Source organism: Trinickia violacea (genome assembly GCF_005280735.1).
In the GTDB taxonomy this organism is placed as follows: Bacteria; Pseudomonadota; Gammaproteobacteria; order Burkholderiales; family Burkholderiaceae; genus Trinickia_A; species Trinickia_A violacea.
In genome coordinates this window covers 991,912-1,008,128 of record NZ_CP040078.1, presented here as the reverse complement: position 1 = coordinate 1,008,128, position 16,217 = coordinate 991,912, and the positions used below count along the sequence as shown (strand labels likewise).

Sequence of the window (16,217 nt, the reverse complement as noted above, 5' to 3'; positions counted from 1 at the left end):
TTCGAAGATTCGCGGGTATCACGCCGCGGGCCGGCTCGTCCTTGTGCGACGGCCGGTTCCGGTTTCGGTACTCATTGCGCATGTGCGCAACCACAGGCTCGTTGGCTAGGTTCGCCCGACGATAAGTAAGCAAGGCTCGCTCTGCGAGCCGCATGCAACTCAGGGAGATACTCATGCTGCAATTCATCAAGGCGCTGGCTCGCGACGAACGGGGTGTCAGCGCACTCGAATACGCTGTCCTCGCCGGTATCGTGGTGGTCGCGGTCGCGGCGGTCGGCGCGATTCTCAGCAGCACGAGCTCCGGTCTTCCCTCCATCTTCACGAGCTTGATGTCGAAGATCGCGGGCCTGATCTAAACGGCCCGCGTTCGGCTCAGATACTTTCCGCGCACATCGCCAACGGCCAACGCGAATCCAGGCATGGTAGCCATGGCCCGCGGCAGCGCGCTGCTATCGGGGGGCGTTTCATGCTTCACGCGGTCCAGTTGGCAGCCTCGCTCGTGCTCGCGTCGCTGGCGGCGCACGACATGCGCTGCAGGCGTTTGCCCAATCGCTCGGTGCTCGCCGTCGCGGCGCTTTACGTCGTCGCCGCGCCGCTGATGCCGACGAGTGCGGCGACGTTCGCGCAGCATCTGGGCACCGCCGCCGCTGCACTCGTGCTGTCGGCGGCGATGTTCCGCTTCGGCTGGATCGGCGCGGGCGACGCCAAGCTCGCGGCCGCCGTGTTTCTGTGGGCGGGGCCTGCATTTTCGATGCCGACGCTGTTGATCACGAGCTTGTGCGGACTCCTGCTCGGCCTCGCAATGCTCGCGTTGAACCGCATCGCTCCGCGCCACCCGGCCCGCTCGCGCGAGGTGCCGTACGGCATCGCGCTCGCGGCGGCCGGCGCCGCGGCGGTCTGGCTGCCGCTCGCGCAGGCCGCGCCGAGACCATGACCCACGGGCGATGTCATCCATGCCGAACGCACTGAGAATCGCACTGCTCATCCTCATCGCCGCGATCGGGGCGTTCGTCGTGCGCATCCTCTACGTCGCGGCGTCGACGCCCAAGGCACCCGCTACGGCGGTCTACGATCGCATCCCCGTGGCGGCGGCCGACCTGCCGCAAGGACTCCTGCTGCGCGAGAGCGACCTGCAGTGGCGCAATGTGCCGCATGGGCAGGCTCCAGCGGACGTGCTGGTCGCAGCCCAAAACGGCGGCGGCGGCTTGAAAGGCGCCCTGTTGCGCAACCGCGTGAGCGCGGGTACGCCGCTACGCACGGCCGACGTGATCGCCGCCGACGCACCCGACTTCCTCGCCGCCGCGCTGCAGCCCGGCATGCGGGCGATCTCGGTGCCGATCGATGAGGTCTCAGGCAACGCGGGCTTGATCCAGCCTGGCGACTACGTCGATGTGCTGCTCACGCAGCAGCTCGCCGGCACGCGCGACGCGCCGGTGTCGCCGGAAGCGGCGGTCGAGTCGGAGACGATCGTGCGGCGGGTCCGCGTGCTCGCGGTCGGCTCCACGCTCCAGCGCAGCAAGGCCGCCGCCAGCGAGCCGGTTGCCAGCGCGCGCACCATCACGCTCGAAGTCACGCCTCATACGGCGCAAGTCGTCTCGGTGGCGACTCGCCTCGGCACGTTGTCGCTCGCGCTGCGCAGCTTCGCGACGAACGATCGCAGCGAGCCGGCCGCGGGCGACGAGCTCGAATCGAACACGCCGCCCGTGTGGGCCGGCGACGTGTCGCGCGCTTATCGTGCGTCCGGCGCGTCCGCGCGCGACACGTCCGCAGCCGACGGCGCGAGCGGACACGTGCAGTACTCGCCGCGGCCGGTGGTCGTGTATCGCGGCTCCAAGGTCGACGACGGGGAAACGGCGAACGCCCCGGGCACGCCCGGCTTGCCGCCCTTGCCACCGCTTCCATCGACACCGGCGGGCGCCATGGCGACAGCCGACGCGTCCACGGCAACGAAGCACTAGAACGCAAAACAACCCGACGCAGATATCGACAAGGCACGACATGGCTCGCACGGCCCATTCGATGGTTCGCACACACCGGCTCTGGGCGCTCGCACTCGGCGTGCTGCTCGCGCACGGGGTATCCGCTCAAAACGCCACGGGGACCTTATCCATCGCGAACGGCAGCGGCAAGCTGATCCAGCTGCCGGAGCCCGCCACCTCGGTGTTCGTCGCCGATCCGAGCGTGGCCGACGTGCACGTCCCCACGCCGCGCACGATCTACGTGCTCGGCAAGAAAGCGGGCACCACGACGCTGATGGCGCTCGGCGCGAACAACCGCACGATCCTGCAGGACACCGTCGTCGTCAGCATCGATACGCAGTCGCTGCAGCGCATCCTCGACGCGCGTTTCCCGCAACTGCGGCTGAAGGTGACGAGCGCGCCCGGCTCGCTGATGGTGGAGGGCAAAGTGCCGAGCGCGGCCGATGCGGACGCGGTCGTGCAATCGCTCAAGCCTTACCTGCATGACCAGGAAACGCTTGTGAACCGCCTGACGCTGTCGCGGCCGGTTCAGGTCTACCTGCGCGTGCGCGTGACGGAGGTCGATCGCAACATCACGCAGCAGCTCGGCATCAATTGGAGCTCGCTCGGCAATGTCGGCAACTTCATGGGCGGCCTCTTCAACGGCCGGCAGCTGATCGACCCGACCACCAATCTCTTCAACCTGTCGCCCTCCAACGCGTTTTCCGTGCGAGGCGGCTTCCATACGTCCAAGTGGTCGATCGACGTCGTGCTCGACGCGCTCGACCAGGAGGGGTTCACGTCGACGCTCGCCGAGCCGAACCTCACGACGATGTCGGGCGAAACGGCGAGCTTTCTCGCGGGCGGCGAGATCCCGATCCCGGTCGCGCAAGACACGACCGGCGCGATCACGATCGAGTACAAGCCGTACGGCGTGTCGCTCGACTTCACGCCGACCGTGCTCGCCGACAACCGCATCAGCCTCAAGGTGCGCCCCGAAGTCAGCGAGATCGACAACACCAACAGCGTGATCACGGCCGGCGTGAAAGTCCCCGCGCTCACGGTGCGCCGCGTCGAAACGACCGTGGAATTGTCGAGCGGCCAGAGCTTCGCGATCGGCGGCCTGTTGCAGAGCCAAACCAGTGACGTGATATCTCAGCTGCCGGGCTTGGGCAGGCTGCCCATCATCGGGCGGCTGTTCTCGTCGAAGAACTTCCTCGACGACAAGTCGGAGGTCGTCGTCATCGTCACGCCCTACATCGTGCAGCCCGCGAACCCGGGGCAATTGACCACGCCGCTCGACAGCGTCATGAGGCCGAGCAGCGACCTCGAGTTCGTCTTGCAGCACGACCTCGGCATCGATCCGCTCTCGGGCAAGATGCCGCGCCTCGCCGGCGCGGCGGGCTTTGTTTATTGACGCGTGTAACAGACGCGCGCAGCGGATGCGCGACTGATCCATTTAGCGAGGAGCGCCTATGTCACGTCCAGCCTTCCGCCGCGCCGCGCGACTCGCCGCGCTGGCGGCGCTCGCGCTCTCCGGGTGCCTGTCCGCGCCGCCGCCGCTCAACCTGCCCGATGCGTCGGTGATCGGCTACCAGGACGGGCGCGCGGTGCCGCCTGACTGCGCGAAGCTCAACGAGCCGTCGCATCTCGTCGATGCCGGCGTGCGGCAGCCGAGCGTCGCGTTCGGTTGCGCGACCTATTCGAACCTCGCCGTCATGATCGCGCGTCCGGAGGACGTCGTCGCGCCGCTGCCCTACGCGGGCGCCGACGCCGCCACCGCGGCCTCGGCCGTGCGCCGCTACCAGGAGGATCGCATCAAGCAGCCCACGGCCCCGACGTCGACGACGACAACGCCGGCATCCCCGACAACTTCGCAGTACGCCCACTGACGGAAGGCATCATGAAAGTCGCGACGCCCTTCTCCAGCCAGCCCGCCGCGGTCAAGACGGCGGATTTCGTCGCGATCGTCACCGATCCCGGCAGCCGCGACGTGATCGGCAAGCTGCTGCTCGACCACGCGATCCCGAACGCGCATCTGCAGCTCGGCACGTTCGAAGACACCATCCGGCTGCTGCAGCAAGTCGAGCGCTCGCCGCGCCAGCTCATCGTCGACGTGTCGGACCTCGCGATGCCGCTTTCCGATCTGAACCGGCTCGCTCAAGTCTGCGAACCGTCGATCAAGGTCGTGGCGATCGGCGACCAGAACGACGTCGGCCTGTTTCGCAATCTGCTGCGCATCGGCGTGCAGGACTATCTCGTCAAGCCGCTGACCGTCGAGTTGCTGCGGCGCTCGCTCGCCTCGAACGAGCCGGTGCTGCAGGTGCGCACCGGCAAGGTGCTCTCCTTCATCGGCGCGCGCGGCGGCGTGGGCGTCACCACGATAGCGGTGTGTCTCGCGCGCCATCTGTCGAGCGAAACGCGCCGGCGCATCGCCTATGTCGACCTGAACCTGAACGGCGGCGCGGCGAACGCGCAGCTCGGCGTGCTGAACAACAACGGCTTGATCGAGCTCTTGCAAATGCCGCAGCGGCCCGACGCCTCGTTCATCGAGCGCGTGCTCGTGACGAAGACCGACCGCCTCTTCGTGCTCTCCGCCGAGCTTCCGTATGGCGCCGATCCGTCGATCCGGCCGGGCGCGGTCGCCGAACTCGTCGATGCGCTCAAGCAGGACTTCCACTACGTGCTGCTCGACGTTCCGCGCGGCGGCGGGCACGTCATGGAAGAAGCGCTCGACACCTCGAATCTCGTCTACCTCGTCGCCGACCGCTCGGTGCACGCCGCGCGCGAATGCGCGCGCCTGATCCGCTTTGCGCAGGAGTTGCCCGGCGAGCGCATCACGTCGGTCTTGCTCAACAATCCGCTCGAACCGGTGAACGGCCGCGTCGACGGCGCCGACTTCGATCAGGCGTTCGGCCGCATGATCGCGCACGAGCTGCCGTATGCGCCCAAGGCGCTGGCGCTCGCCGAGAACCTCGGCGAACCCGTCGCCGCCGCGCGGCACGGCTTTCTGAGCACCATCGCGGCGGTGGCGCACGGCATCACGGGCGAAGGCGCGGCCGCCGCTGAGCCTTGGTATGCATGGTTCACGAAAAAGCGGGGGTAGACCGTGAAATTCGGCATGAAGGACCACACACCGCCCAAGCCGGCTCCCGCTTCCGCAAGCCGCCCGGCGGCTCGAGCCCAGGCGCCGTTCGACAGCCACGAGGAACTGATTCGCTCCGAGCGCTTCGAGACGATCCGCGCCGCCGTGTTCGCCTCGATGAATCTGTCGGCCGCGCTGATGAAGTCGCGCGGCGAAGTCCGCGCCGGCATCGACGAAATCGCGCGCCACGCGATCGAGCGCGAGCAACTGAAGATCACCGGGAGCGAGCAAGTCCAGATCGTCGACGCGATCCTGAACGACATGTTCGGCGTCGGTCCGATCGAGCCGCTGCTCGCCGACGACACCGTCACAGACATCCTCGTCAACGGCGCCGACCAGGTCTACGTCGAGCGTCAAGGCAAGCTCGAGCTGACGCCGCTCAAGTTCCGCGACGACGCCCACGTCGTCAACGTCGCCCAGCGCATTGCCGCCGCGGTCGGCCGCCGCGTCGACGAAAGCTCGCCGATGGTCGACGCGCGGCTCGCCGACGGCAGCCGCGTCAACGTCGTGCTGCCGCCCATCGCGATGCGCGGGCCGTCGATCTCGATCCGCAAGTTCGCGAAGCGCGACATCACGCTCGCGCGCATGGCGCAGCAAGGCAACCTGTCGCCGGCGATCCTGCAAGTGCTCAAGATCGCCTGCATGTGCCGCCTGAACGTCGTGATTTCCGGCGGCACGGGCTCGGGCAAGACGACCTTGCTCAACGCGATGTCGCAGCACATCGAGGCGCACGAACGGATCGTGACGATCGAGGATGCCGCCGAGCTGCAATTGCAGCAGCCGCACGTGGTGAGCCTCGAAACGCGTCCGGAGAACACCGAGGGCACAGGCGGCGTGTCGCAGCGCGATCTCGTGCGCAACGCACTGCGGATGCGGCCCGATCGCATCATCCTCGGCGAAATCCGCGGCCCGGAAGCGTTCGACGTGCTGCAGGCGATGAACACCGGCCACGACGGCTCGATGACGACGATCCACGCGAACACGCCGCGCGACGCCATCAGCCGGCTCGAAAGCATGGTCATGATGGCCAACGCCAATCTGCAGCTGCTGTCGATCCGCCGCCAGATCGCAAGCGCCGTGCATCTGATCGTGCAGATCGAGCGCATGCGCGACGGCATGCGCCGCATCACGCGCATCACCGAGATCGTCGGCATGGAAGGCGACGTGGTCATCTCGCAGGATCTCTTCGCGTTTCGCCAGAACGCGGGGGCGTCGCTCGACGACGTGACCGGCGCGTTCGAATCGACCTCGATACGGCCCGCGTTCGCGGCGCGCGCCGCCTATTACGGCGTCGAAGACGCGCTGATCGAAGCGCTGCGGACATGACATGAACGCCGTCAATCTCGTTACCGTCGTCGCGTTTCTCACGGTCGCCTCGCTGGGGTTCTATGTGCCGCGCTGGCTTCCACTCGCGCATCGCAAAGCGCGGAAGCGCATCCGCCGGCGCATGCGCGAGATCTCGCTGCGAGGCGGCGGCCAGCAGACCGATCGGCCGGGGTCGGGCGTCGCGCTCTTGAGCCTCGATCGCCAGCGCGGCCCGCTAGCCGCGTGGCTGCACCGGTATGCGGCGCACGTCCGAGCCGTGGGCGGCAAGGCGGGCATGCGGCTGATCGGCGCGAGCGCCGTGATCGGCTTCCTGCTCGCGGCCGCCGGCGCGAGCCTTGCCGACGCGCCGGCCATCGTGCGGGTCGTCGCCTATGCCGGCGTGCCGTTGCTTGCGGTGCGGATGAGCTACCGGTTTCTCGTCTCGCGCTTTCGCACGCGCTTTCTCGAAGCGTTTCCGGACACGATCGACCTGATCGTGCGCGCCGTGCGCGCGGGCATCCCCGTCGTTCAGGCAATCAACACCGCCGGTCACGATGCCGAAGAACCCGTGCGTTCGACCTTCCGGGTCATCGGCGACAGCCTCTTGCTCGGCGCCGACTTGAAGGACGTGTTGAATCAGGCGTCCGAGCGTCTGCAGATCGCGGATTTCTCGTTCTTCACGGTCTATCTGCTGCTGCAGCGCGAGACGGGCGGCAGCCTCGGCGAAACGCTCGAAGAGCTCGCGGAAATCATTCGCTCGCGCCGCGAAATCCGGCTGAAAAGCCGCGCGCTGACCGCCGAAGGACGGATCACGACGAAAGTCATTTCCGCCGTGCCGTTTGTGATCACCGGGTTCCTGTTCCTCGTGAACCGGTCCTATATCGAGCTGCTGTTCACCACGAGTGCGGGACACAAGATGCTGACCGCGGCCGCCGTCCTGCTCGCCATCGGCTTGCTGACCATCAACAAGATTGCGAAACTGGATACGTCGCGATGAAGACTTTCGACGTCATATCGCTGCTCGCGCTCATGCTCTTGCTCGGCTGGGCCGCGCTGGCCCTGGCCGGCCCGCGCTCGCGCGTGCGCACGCAGATCGCGCAGCGCATGCGCCTGGCGACGTCGCTCGGCAACGCGGCGCCGGCCGCGACGAGCGTGCTGCGCCCCGCCGATCTGAAGCGAGGCTTGTTTCAGCGCGTCGCCGCGCTCGGCGAGCGGGTGCCGATGCTCGACCCGACGCAACGGGATGCGCTGAAAAGAAAACTGATTCGCGCGGGGTTTCGCGACCCCCGCGCGCTATCGACGATGATCGGCGTAAAGCTGCTGTCGGGCGCGCTCGCGGGGCTGGCAGCGCTCGCCTTGGCGCCCATGATTCCGCGCTTCGGCGACTACCTCGTCATTCGCCTCATCGCGATGGCAGGGGGCTTCGTGATCGGCCTGATCGCGCCCGAGTACGCGCTCGGCGCACTGATCGCGCGGCGCAGAAAGAAGATCTCGGCGTGCCTCGCCGACGCACTCGATCTGCTCGTGATCTGCACGAACGCGGGCAACAGCCTCGCTGTCAGCGTCAAGCGCGTGGCCTACGAGCTGCGCAACATCTGTCCGCCGCTGTCCGACGAACTGACGCTCACCGCCGATGAACTCCAGATCGGCTCGGACCAAGCCACGGCTCTGCGGAATCTGGCGGCGCGCGTCGATGTGCCGTCCGTGCATGCGCTCGCGACGACGCTCATCCAGTCCCAGCAATACGGCACGCCGATCACGCAGGCGCTGCGCACGCTGTCCCATATCGAGCGGGCCGAGCAATTGACGGCACTCGAAGAAAAGTCCGCGAAGCTCGCCACGAAAATCACGCTGCCGATGATGCTCTTCATTCTCCCGACCGTCGGCCTGATCGCCGCCGGCCCTGCCGTGATTCGCCTACTCGCCGTATTCAGAGCCCAATGAAAATCGCTCACGCTAACACGCTGGCGTTCGCCATCGCGCTGCCGGTACTCCTCGTGGCCCTGGCAGCGGGCGGCTGCGCGAACAACGCCTACAATGTCAAGCCCGTTGCCGCCTCGCCGCGCAGCGACCCGCAGGCCGATCTGAAAGTCGCCGACAGTGCCCTCTCCGGCGGCAACACGGACTTGGCCGCGACGCTCTACGAAAAAATTCTCGCGGCGCATCCCGACTCCGTCGACGCGCAACTCGGCCTCGCCGATGTCGCCTATCAAACCGGCGACCTGAACCGCGCCCAAGTGCTCTACGCGCAAGCCGCGGCGCGCGCGCCTGCGCAACTCGGCGCACAGCTCGGCCTCGCGCGCGTCGCGCTGCGGCAGCGCCGCCTCGACGACGCCGCCGCGCTGTATCGAACGCTGCTGGTCGCGCAACCGAACAACGTGCTCGCCTCGGAAGGTCTCGGCACGGCGCTCGATCTGCAAGGCCGCCACGACGAAGCGCAAGCGGTCTATCGCGAGGCGCTGCGCGTGCATCCCGACGCGCAGGGACTGCGCGTCGATCTCGGGCTCTCGCTCATCGTCGACGGCCACGCGCGCGAAGGGGTGAACGTGCTGCTGGATGTCGCCAATCTCTCCGATGCGCCCTGGCAGGCGCGGCAGAATCTCGCGTTCGGCTATGGGGTGCTCGGCAATGCCGACTCCGCGAAAAAGATCCTGCAGCTCGATCTGCCGCCCTCGGCCGTCGACGATAACCTGCGTGTCTATCAGGCCGTGCGTGCCGGTCTCGCGGCGCGGCGGGGAAGCGCGGCCGCTGCGGTTGTAAAAGCGCCGGGCATCGCCGAATCCAATTCGGCGCAAGCGGGTCCGGACACAACGAAATGAAGCGCCTCGCCGCGCTCGCGAAACGTGACGAGGGCGTCGTCGCCCTCGAGTTCGCGCTCGTGTTTCCGTTTCTGATGATGGTGCTGTTCGGCATCGTCGACGTGAGCCTCCTCTTGTGCGACAAGGCGGTCATCACCAACGCGAGCCGCGAGGCCGCACGCGCCGGCGTGGTCGTGCGCGTGCCGCCCTTGACCGCCGCGCAGATCACGACGGTCGCGCTCAACTACGCGCAGAACAGCCTGATCACGGGCGGCACGGCCACGACGCCGACGGTCACGGTCAATCAATCGAGCGGCACGTCGTCAGGCAATCCGCTGACGGTGACCGTCAGCTACACGTACGAGGGTCTTGTCGTCGGTTCGGCGTTGAGCGTGCTCACCGGTCCCGTCACGCTCTCCGCGACGACTGTGATGAACTACGAGTGAGCGCCATGCGTCGCTTTAAGCCTCATCCCGCACGTTCCTCTCGACTTCATCGCCTCCATGGGCAACGGACGATGCGAGCGCCGCAACGCGGCTCCGTCGTGCTGTACTTTCTGCTGTTCCTGATCCCGCTGCTGGCATTCGGCGCATTTGCGATCGACATGGCGCGCCTCGCCGTCGCACGCAACGAATTGCAGAACGCAGCCGACGCGGCGGCGCTCGCGGGGGCCGCCGCGCTGACACCGTCCACCGCTTCGGGGCCCAACTGGACCCAAGCGCAAACCGCCGCGACGAGCGCGGTCTCGCTCAACGCGTCGGACGGCAAGACGCTCTCGACGGGCACGATCAAAACCGGCTACTGGAATTTGACCGGCGCGCCGGCCAGCCTCGAAGCCGCCACCATTACGCCCGGCACCTACGACATGCCGGCCGTGCAGGTCACCATCGCGCGGACGGCGAACGTCAACGGCGGGCCGATTTCATTGCTGCTGGCCGGCGTGATGAACATCACGAGCACGTCCGGCAGCGCGTCGGCGGTGGCGGTGGTGAGGACGCCGGGAGCGATCGGCTCGGGCGGGCTCTTTCCCGTCGCACTCGATCAGTGCGTCTACAACCAATACTGGAATTCGGCCACGAACTCGCCGCTCATCAATCCCTCAACCGGCGCGCCATACGAGTTCAATATCACCGACGGCTCCACGTATGGCGCTTCGTGCTCGGCAGGCCAATGGACGACCTTCCTCGACAGCGCCAACGACGTCACCACCATGCGCAACCTGATGTCGACCGGCAACCCGACCTCCTTGAGCATCGGCAACAGTGTCTATCTCGTGCCCGGCGCCAAGACCACGCTGTACAGTTCGGTGCCGGTCAATACCACGGTGCTGTTGCCGGTCGTCACTCAAACGCTCACGCAGACGTATGTCGCGATCGTTGCGTTCGCACCGTTCTACATCGATGCGTCGGTGGGCGGCAGCGGCAAGTACATCCAGGGCCATTTCGTTTCCGGCTACACGATTCCCGTGACGACGAGCGGCGTCGGGCCGAACTATGGGGCGTATGCGGCGCCGCAATTGGCGATGTGAGCGCGAATGTGTGCGTTAGTGCGCCGCAAGATGACCCAGAGCACGAGCAGCAGAACGATTGGGCCGACTTGGGGCAATAGCACTCCCGGATTGAAGAACTCGTAGAGCGGCAGCAGCCACCCCAACACGATGACGCCCTGTTCGCCGCGCCTCCATCCGCCGCTCAAGCCGCTTGCGGTCAGACACGCGAGCGCGATGCCGAGCCACGCAAGCTCGTAGTGCCAGAGATACGGATTCGACAGCAAGGTGGCGGTGACGAGCACAGCCGCGCGCATACTCGTATCGCGCGAGCGCTTCCAGACGACACATGCCGCGGCGATCGCAATCGCGGCCACGGCGCTTTGCGCGAGATAGGCGGGAACGAGCGGCACGTCATCGAGACGCAGCGCCGCGAACGTCGTGGGCGACGCGAGATGAAAGCGCACGCTGTGCTCGAGTATCAGTTCACGCCCAAGCCGCAGATTCACGAAGAACCCCTGTAGCGCGCGCATGCCGCAAATCCACGCGCTGATGGCCGCAAACGCTGCGCCGCTTAGCGCCGCCACGGCAAACACGCGCCAAGCGCCCGCCGCGATCAGGACGAACGGAAACACCACGGCCATCTGCGGCTTGATCGCCAACAAGCCGATGCAAAGTCCGGCGCGCACCGGATGGCGCTCGAGCCAATACACGGCGAATGCGGCCATGGCGGCGGTCAGCAAAGCGTTCTGTCCGAACACGCTCGTGACGAACACGCACGGGCAGGCGGCCACCAGAAACGCTGCCGTGCGCCAGCCTCCGACGCTGCGCGCAAGGCCGGACACGCGCAACGCGCCGGATGCGAACACGAGCACGCTGCCGGCGACGAACAACAGATGCGCAACCCTGACGGGCAGCAGCGCCAGCGGCGTGACCGCGACGAGATAAGTCGGCGGGTAAAGCCAAGGCAGGAAATCGGCCTTGCCGTACAGCGTGAAGAGCGCGTGCTCGGTGGTGGCGAAAACGATGTGGTCGTAGGCTTGCCACGGCGCGCCGTGAAGCATCAGATACGACGCGGCCCAGAAAACCGAAAAGTCCACACCGGGGCGCGCTACGGCCTCGGTCGTGAAGCCGTGGCTCACGCCCGCCCAGGCCACCATGAACAGCACGAGCAGCAGCAGCATGATGCCGCTGTAGAGCAGCAGGCGTCTTTGCGTCAGCCATCCCTTGATCGGCCGTCCGGATGCGGGCCGGTCCGAGACGTTCTGGTCGCGCGCGCTCACGGATTGATCGTAGGAGGACATGGAGCCTTAATCTCGGGCACTAAGCGGATGTACAAAGCGGTCCGTCGATCAGTGGCCGCTGCCGGATGCGCGCGCGCGTGCCGGCGGCCGCCGCCGCGTGGACACGAGCTTCAAGTTCCTGCGCGGCGAAGGCGCGCCGTTCCCGATCGGCGTCACGCTCTCTTGTGCGTTGCCGCGATAGCGGCGATGAACGAGGTAGACAGGCCGTCCTTTTGATTCGTAATAGATGCGGCCGATATATTCGCCAATCACGCCAATCCCGATCAATTCGATTCCGCCTAGAAACAGCATGACGGAAATCAGCGAGCTATAGCCCGCAACCGGATTGCCGAACAAAAGCGTTTTGGCAACGACGACCCCGGCATAGAGAAACGCCCCAACGGCGATCAGCGCGCCGAGATAATTCCAGCATCGCAATGGCACGGTACTGAAGCCGGTAATGCCTTCGAGCGCGAAATTCCACAATTGCCATCCGGAGAATTTCGAGCGGCCCGCGCTGCGCGGCTCGCGCTTGTATTCGACGATCACGGTGCGATAGCCGACCCATGCAAATAGCCCCTTCATGAAGCGGCGGCGCTCGGGCAGCAGGCACAGCGCATTGACGACCTCGCGATCCATCAGGCGGTAATCGCCGACATTGCGCAGGAGCTTGATTTCCGAAAGCGCGTTATGGGCGCGGTAATAAAGCGCGGCCGCGGTGCGTTTCGCCAACGTGTCGTCGTCCCGGTCAGTCCGCTTGGCGGCCACCACCTCGGCGCCGTTGAGCCAGTGCTCGACCATCGCCGGAATCAGCTCGGGCGGGTCCTGCAAATCGGCATCGATCGGAATGACGGCGTCGCCGATCGCCTCGTCGATGCCGGCGGTCAACGCGGCCTCCTTGCCGAAGTTTCGCGTGAGGTCGATCACGTTCACGCGCGCGTCCCGCGCGCTGGCCGCGATCAGGCGGCGGAGCGTTTCATCGGTGCTGCCGTCGTTGATGCACACGATTTCGAAGCGTAGGTCGGCCATGGCTTCGAGTATCGGAACGGTTCGGGCGAAAAAAGGCGCCACCGCCTCCTGTTCGTTGTAGAACGGCACCACCAGCGAGATCAACGGTTTATTGGCTTGCGCGGGCATGGTCCCTCCGAGCGCGTCGGCAATTCCCTTTTTTGTAGCGTCACGCCTGCGGCGCGCCGCGACTAGCTGTCATTCTTGACGGGCAAACGTTTAGGGTCTGCTTACGCTAATAACAGGCCCTAAACCACCCGCCTCGGGATTATCCTGGCGTATTGCCAGGATTACGCCTTTATTGCGTTGAAACCAAAATTGATTTTAGAAAACCGGGAGGGAGGTGCAAGGAAAATTAGCTGAGGAAAGTCACCATTCCGTTGTGCAACTCGTATATCGAGCCCACGATCTTGATTTGGCCTTTCTTTTCCAGATCCGCGAGGATTTCGCTGTTGCTGCGTATTTGGCCGATGACATACCGGACATTCGACCGCGCCACGGCATCGACAAATTCGGCATTCTTACTCGTGCGCTCCCCTTGGTAGTCGGTTGCCTGGATCGCCGGCTTGATCGCTTCGAGCAACCCTGTGAGATTGCCCAGCTGCACGTTGTCGATCGCGCCTTTGATCGCCCCGCAGGCGGTATGCCCCAGCACCAAGACGACTTTCGCACCCGCCACCGCGCACGCGAACTCCATGCTGCCGAGCATGTCCTGATTGGCGATGTTTCCGGCTACCCGGGCATTGAAAGTGTCGCCGATCCCCATGTCGAAAATGACTTCGGCCGGTGCGCGCGAATCGATGCAGCCGAGCACGATGGCCGCAGGGTACTGGCCCGCCGCACTGGATCGCTTTTGCGCAAGATAGTCTTGCTCCTTCATTTTTCCGGAGCGAAACCGCACATTGCCCTTTTTCATCATTTCGATGATCTGATCGGGCGTCAGGGCGTCTCGTTGCTCCTTGGTCAAGGCAGCAGCTTCGGCTTCGGCCGGTCCGAATCCGATCCCGCTCAACAACGCCATGGCGCAAGCACCCGTACCGACTTTCAGCCACGCCCGCCGTCCTTGGTTGTTTGGATGAGCGTTCAGACAGCAATCTTTTGCCGATTCCATGTGAACCTCCATGACAGTTGGCCGCGACGGGGTGGCTATGGGCTGCCGAGCAGCCCGAATACGGCCACCCCGGTCGTCGTGCCGACGTAGACCTTCCCGTTCGCGATCATCGGCGTGATGAATTTATTGCCCGCGAACTGATCGCGCGCGTTGGCCGCCTGGTTGCTGTTATACAGCTCGTTCGAGAGATTCGTCGCGTCGTAGGCGTAGAGCGCTGCGATCGTGCCGTTTTGCACGGCCCACACGATCCCGTTCGACGTGCCGTTTGCCGAGATGCTCGGTGTCGCGCCCGGCGTGCCGAACGTCTCGGGCGTCTGGCTGGTTGGGGCCGTCGCCACCTGCGCGTTGCTGATCGGGAACGCCTTGATCTTATCGCCGATCGAGCCGAAGTAGATCGTGCCTTTGAAGTACGCGGGCATGCCGAACTCCGATCCGACGAGCTGTCCGTTGATCTGCTGATAAATGTTGTTCGTACTCGCGTTGAATTTGCCCATCGAGTCGCGGTTGACGACGTAGATGCTCGAATCCTTGCCCGCGCCGACCGCGAGATGGTGGACGGCGCCGCTCGCGTCGGTCTGATCCGGCAGCACCAGCGCGCCGCCCGAGCCGAGGTCTTCGTCGGCCTGCGACTCGGCGAGCGTGTTCGACATGTTGAAGTAGTCGGAGACGGTCAGGCCGTTCGTCGTGCCGAGCTTCAGGAACGCGTTGCCGTAGTCGCCCTGCGAGGGGAAGCCGTTGGCCGTGAGCGTCGTGTCGAAGGTGCCGTTCGCGTCGAGGAAGTAAATCGACTGGCCGTCCGAGGCCATGCCCGCGCCGCTCATCCAGATCGAGCCGCCGGTGCCGTTCGGCGTGAGGTTCAGCACGCTGGACTGCTGCAGCGTCGTCGTGCTGTAGGCGATCACCCAGCCGTTGTACGGCTCGTTGTCGCAGTGCGATGTCCAGCCCGTGTAGATGTTGCCGTTCAGCTCCAGCAGCGACTGGCGCTCCGCGTATTGCTTCGGATTGAACGTGAGCGTGCCGCCCGAGCCGTTGGTGCTGTTGCCGGGATAGGACGCGCTGATTTCCGTCGGGCCTCCGAACAATTCGGCGCCCGTGGTGATGTCGAGCGCGTGGATGCGCTGGTGATAGGCGCCCGACGCGTCCTTCGACATCGCAACGACGTAGATCGCGCCGTTCGGCCCTTTGATTCGATCGATCACCGGTGTCGACGTGATGCCGATCATCGGCGTGATCTGCAAGCACCCGAGGTCGTCGCTCGCCGTTTCGTTCGTGCCGAGCGTGGAGGCTTTCCAGAGCGTCGCGCCGGAGTCGGCGTCGAACGCATACACGCTCGCGTTTTCCGTCGCGACGTACAGCACGTTGTGCTTGCTGCCGCCGATCGTCACCTGCGAGAGATAGAGCGGCTCGGCGTCGACTTTGCCGTCGGTGGTGTCGAAACCGATCTTGCCGAACGTCGTCGAATTGACGTTGGCCGGCGAAAGGATCGTTTCGGCCAGCTGCTGCCCGGTGCGGCCGATGTCGTTGTGGTAGGTCGGGACATCGACGTTCGACGCGGTTGATGACCCGGATGAGCCAGTAGAGCCGGAACTCGATCCGGAGGAACCGGTGGAGCCCGAAGTCGAGCCCGAACCCGTGCTGCCACCCGTCGACGCTGACGATGTCGACGGAATCCAACATGCCTTCGTCACGCCAAAGTCCGGGTCCGTTCCGAACGACGAGTTGTTGCATGTGACGCCGTTGGTAAAGCTCTTGCTGATGTTATTGGCCATCGTGCTGCCGCCGTAGAGAACCGTCATCGTTCCGGTGAACGAGCAAAAGGCATTCTCCACTGCGCACTGCTTCCAACTCCCTGAGGTTGACGAACCGGACGAGCCTGAAGAACCGGAGGAGCCTGTCGAACCCGTTGACCCCGTTGAACCGGAACTCGACCCGGAGGACGACCCCGCAGTCGAACCCGAGCTTCCCCCCGTCGAACCCGACGATGAAGATGATGACGGAATCCAGCATGCCTTCGTCACACCGAAGTCCGGGTCCGTTCCAAACGAAGCGCTATTGCACGTCACGCCATTCGTAAATGACTTCGTGACGTTGTTGGCCGTCGTGCTGCCGCCGTAGAGAACCAA

17 protein-coding genes are annotated in these 16,217 nt (G+C 65.4%); 13 read left to right on the top strand and 4 right to left on the bottom strand.

The genetic code is table 11. The features are described from left to right. The first annotated feature begins 173 nt into the window (after positions 1-173). From FAZ95_RS26625 to FAZ95_RS26570, 12 genes are all read left to right on the top strand, one after another. A complete protein-coding gene (locus FAZ95_RS26625) occupies positions 174-356 on the top strand; it encodes a Flp family type IVb pilin (protein WP_137335491.1) in 183 nt (60 codons plus the stop codon). Positions 357-466: 110 nt separating this feature from the next. Further along, the gene (locus FAZ95_RS26620; protein ID WP_137335490.1) at positions 467-934 is read left to right on the top strand and encodes a prepilin peptidase; all 468 of its coding nucleotides are present in this window, start codon (positions 467-469) and stop codon (positions 932-934) included. Between the two features lie 19 nt (positions 935-953). Next, positions 954-1,958, top strand: coding sequence for a Flp pilus assembly protein CpaB (gene cpaB / locus FAZ95_RS26615; protein ID WP_137335489.1), 1,005 nt, complete (start codon positions 954-956; stop codon positions 1,956-1,958). Positions 1,959-1,998: 40 nt separating this feature from the next. Beyond that, positions 1,999-3,375, top strand: a complete 1,377-nt coding sequence (locus FAZ95_RS26610) for a type II and III secretion system protein family protein (protein ID WP_175425772.1) — start codon at positions 1,999-2,001, stop codon at positions 3,373-3,375. A 58-nt stretch (positions 3,376-3,433) separates the two neighbouring features. Next, complete coding sequence (locus tag FAZ95_RS26605; RefSeq protein ID WP_137335488.1) at positions 3,434-3,850, top strand: CpaD family pilus assembly lipoprotein; 417 nt, start codon at positions 3,434-3,436, stop codon at positions 3,848-3,850. Between the two features lie 11 nt (positions 3,851-3,861). Then, a complete protein-coding gene (locus FAZ95_RS26600) occupies positions 3,862-5,064 on the top strand; it encodes a CpaE/TadZ family protein (protein ID WP_137335487.1) in 1,203 nt (400 codons plus the stop codon). A 15-nt stretch (positions 5,065-5,079) separates the two neighbouring features. Then, positions 5,080-6,429 carry a TadA family conjugal transfer-associated ATPase gene (locus FAZ95_RS26595; RefSeq protein ID WP_437437787.1) on the top strand — a complete coding sequence of 450 codons (1,350 nt, stop codon included), beginning with the start codon at positions 5,080-5,082 and terminating at the stop codon, positions 6,427-6,429. A 1-nt stretch (position 6,430) separates the two neighbouring features. Then, positions 6,431-7,405, top strand: a complete 975-nt coding sequence (locus FAZ95_RS26590) for a type II secretion system F family protein (protein WP_137335485.1) — start codon at positions 6,431-6,433, stop codon at positions 7,403-7,405. Continuing rightward, positions 7,402-8,352 (top strand): type II secretion system F family protein, encoded by a 951-nt coding sequence (locus tag FAZ95_RS26585; RefSeq protein ID WP_137335484.1) that lies wholly within the window; start codon positions 7,402-7,404, stop codon positions 8,350-8,352. The genes FAZ95_RS26590 and FAZ95_RS26585 overlap by 4 nt, the downstream gene beginning before the upstream one ends. Then, the gene (locus tag FAZ95_RS26580) at positions 8,349-9,227 is read left to right on the top strand and encodes a tetratricopeptide repeat protein (RefSeq protein ID WP_137335483.1); all 879 of its coding nucleotides are present in this window, start codon (positions 8,349-8,351) and stop codon (positions 9,225-9,227) included. The genes FAZ95_RS26585 and FAZ95_RS26580 overlap by 4 nt, the downstream gene beginning before the upstream one ends. Beyond that, the gene (locus FAZ95_RS26575) at positions 9,224-9,652 is read left to right on the top strand and encodes a TadE/TadG family type IV pilus assembly protein (RefSeq protein WP_137335482.1); all 429 of its coding nucleotides are present in this window, start codon (positions 9,224-9,226) and stop codon (positions 9,650-9,652) included. Before FAZ95_RS26580 ends, FAZ95_RS26575 begins: the two co-directional genes overlap by 4 nt. Before the next feature lie 71 nt (positions 9,653-9,723). After that, entirely contained in the window at positions 9,724-10,734 is a 1,011-nt protein-coding gene (locus FAZ95_RS26570; protein WP_137335481.1) for a pilus assembly protein TadG-related protein, read from the top strand. Here FAZ95_RS26570 and FAZ95_RS26565 read toward each other — a convergent pair. From FAZ95_RS26565 to FAZ95_RS26550, 4 genes are all read right to left on the bottom strand, one after another. After that, on the bottom strand, positions 10,698-11,876 hold the full coding sequence (locus FAZ95_RS26565) for a glycosyltransferase family 87 protein (RefSeq protein ID WP_137337605.1): 1,179 nt from the start codon (positions 11,874-11,876) through the stop codon (positions 10,698-10,700). The two genes, FAZ95_RS26570 and FAZ95_RS26565, sit on opposite strands and share 37 nt — an antisense overlap. A gap of 168 nt (positions 11,877-12,044) precedes the next feature. Further along, a complete protein-coding gene (locus FAZ95_RS26560; RefSeq protein WP_137335480.1) occupies positions 12,045-13,112 on the bottom strand; it encodes a glycosyltransferase family 2 protein in 1,068 nt (355 codons plus the stop codon). Between the two features lie 226 nt (positions 13,113-13,338). Beyond that, entirely contained in the window at positions 13,339-14,094 is a 756-nt protein-coding gene (locus FAZ95_RS26555; RefSeq protein WP_137335479.1) for a carbonic anhydrase family protein, read from the bottom strand. Between the two features lie 35 nt (positions 14,095-14,129). Beyond that, positions 14,130-15,923 (bottom strand): PQQ-binding-like beta-propeller repeat protein, encoded by a 1,794-nt coding sequence (locus FAZ95_RS26550; RefSeq protein ID WP_254700296.1) that lies wholly within the window; start codon positions 15,921-15,923, stop codon positions 14,130-14,132. Here FAZ95_RS26550 and FAZ95_RS26545 point away from each other — a divergent pair. Continuing rightward, the gene (locus tag FAZ95_RS26545; protein ID WP_137335478.1) at positions 15,898-16,209 is read left to right on the top strand and encodes a hypothetical protein; all 312 of its coding nucleotides are present in this window, start codon (positions 15,898-15,900) and stop codon (positions 16,207-16,209) included. The genes FAZ95_RS26550 and FAZ95_RS26545 overlap by 26 nt on opposite strands. The last annotated feature ends 8 nt before the right edge of the window (positions 16,210-16,217 follow it).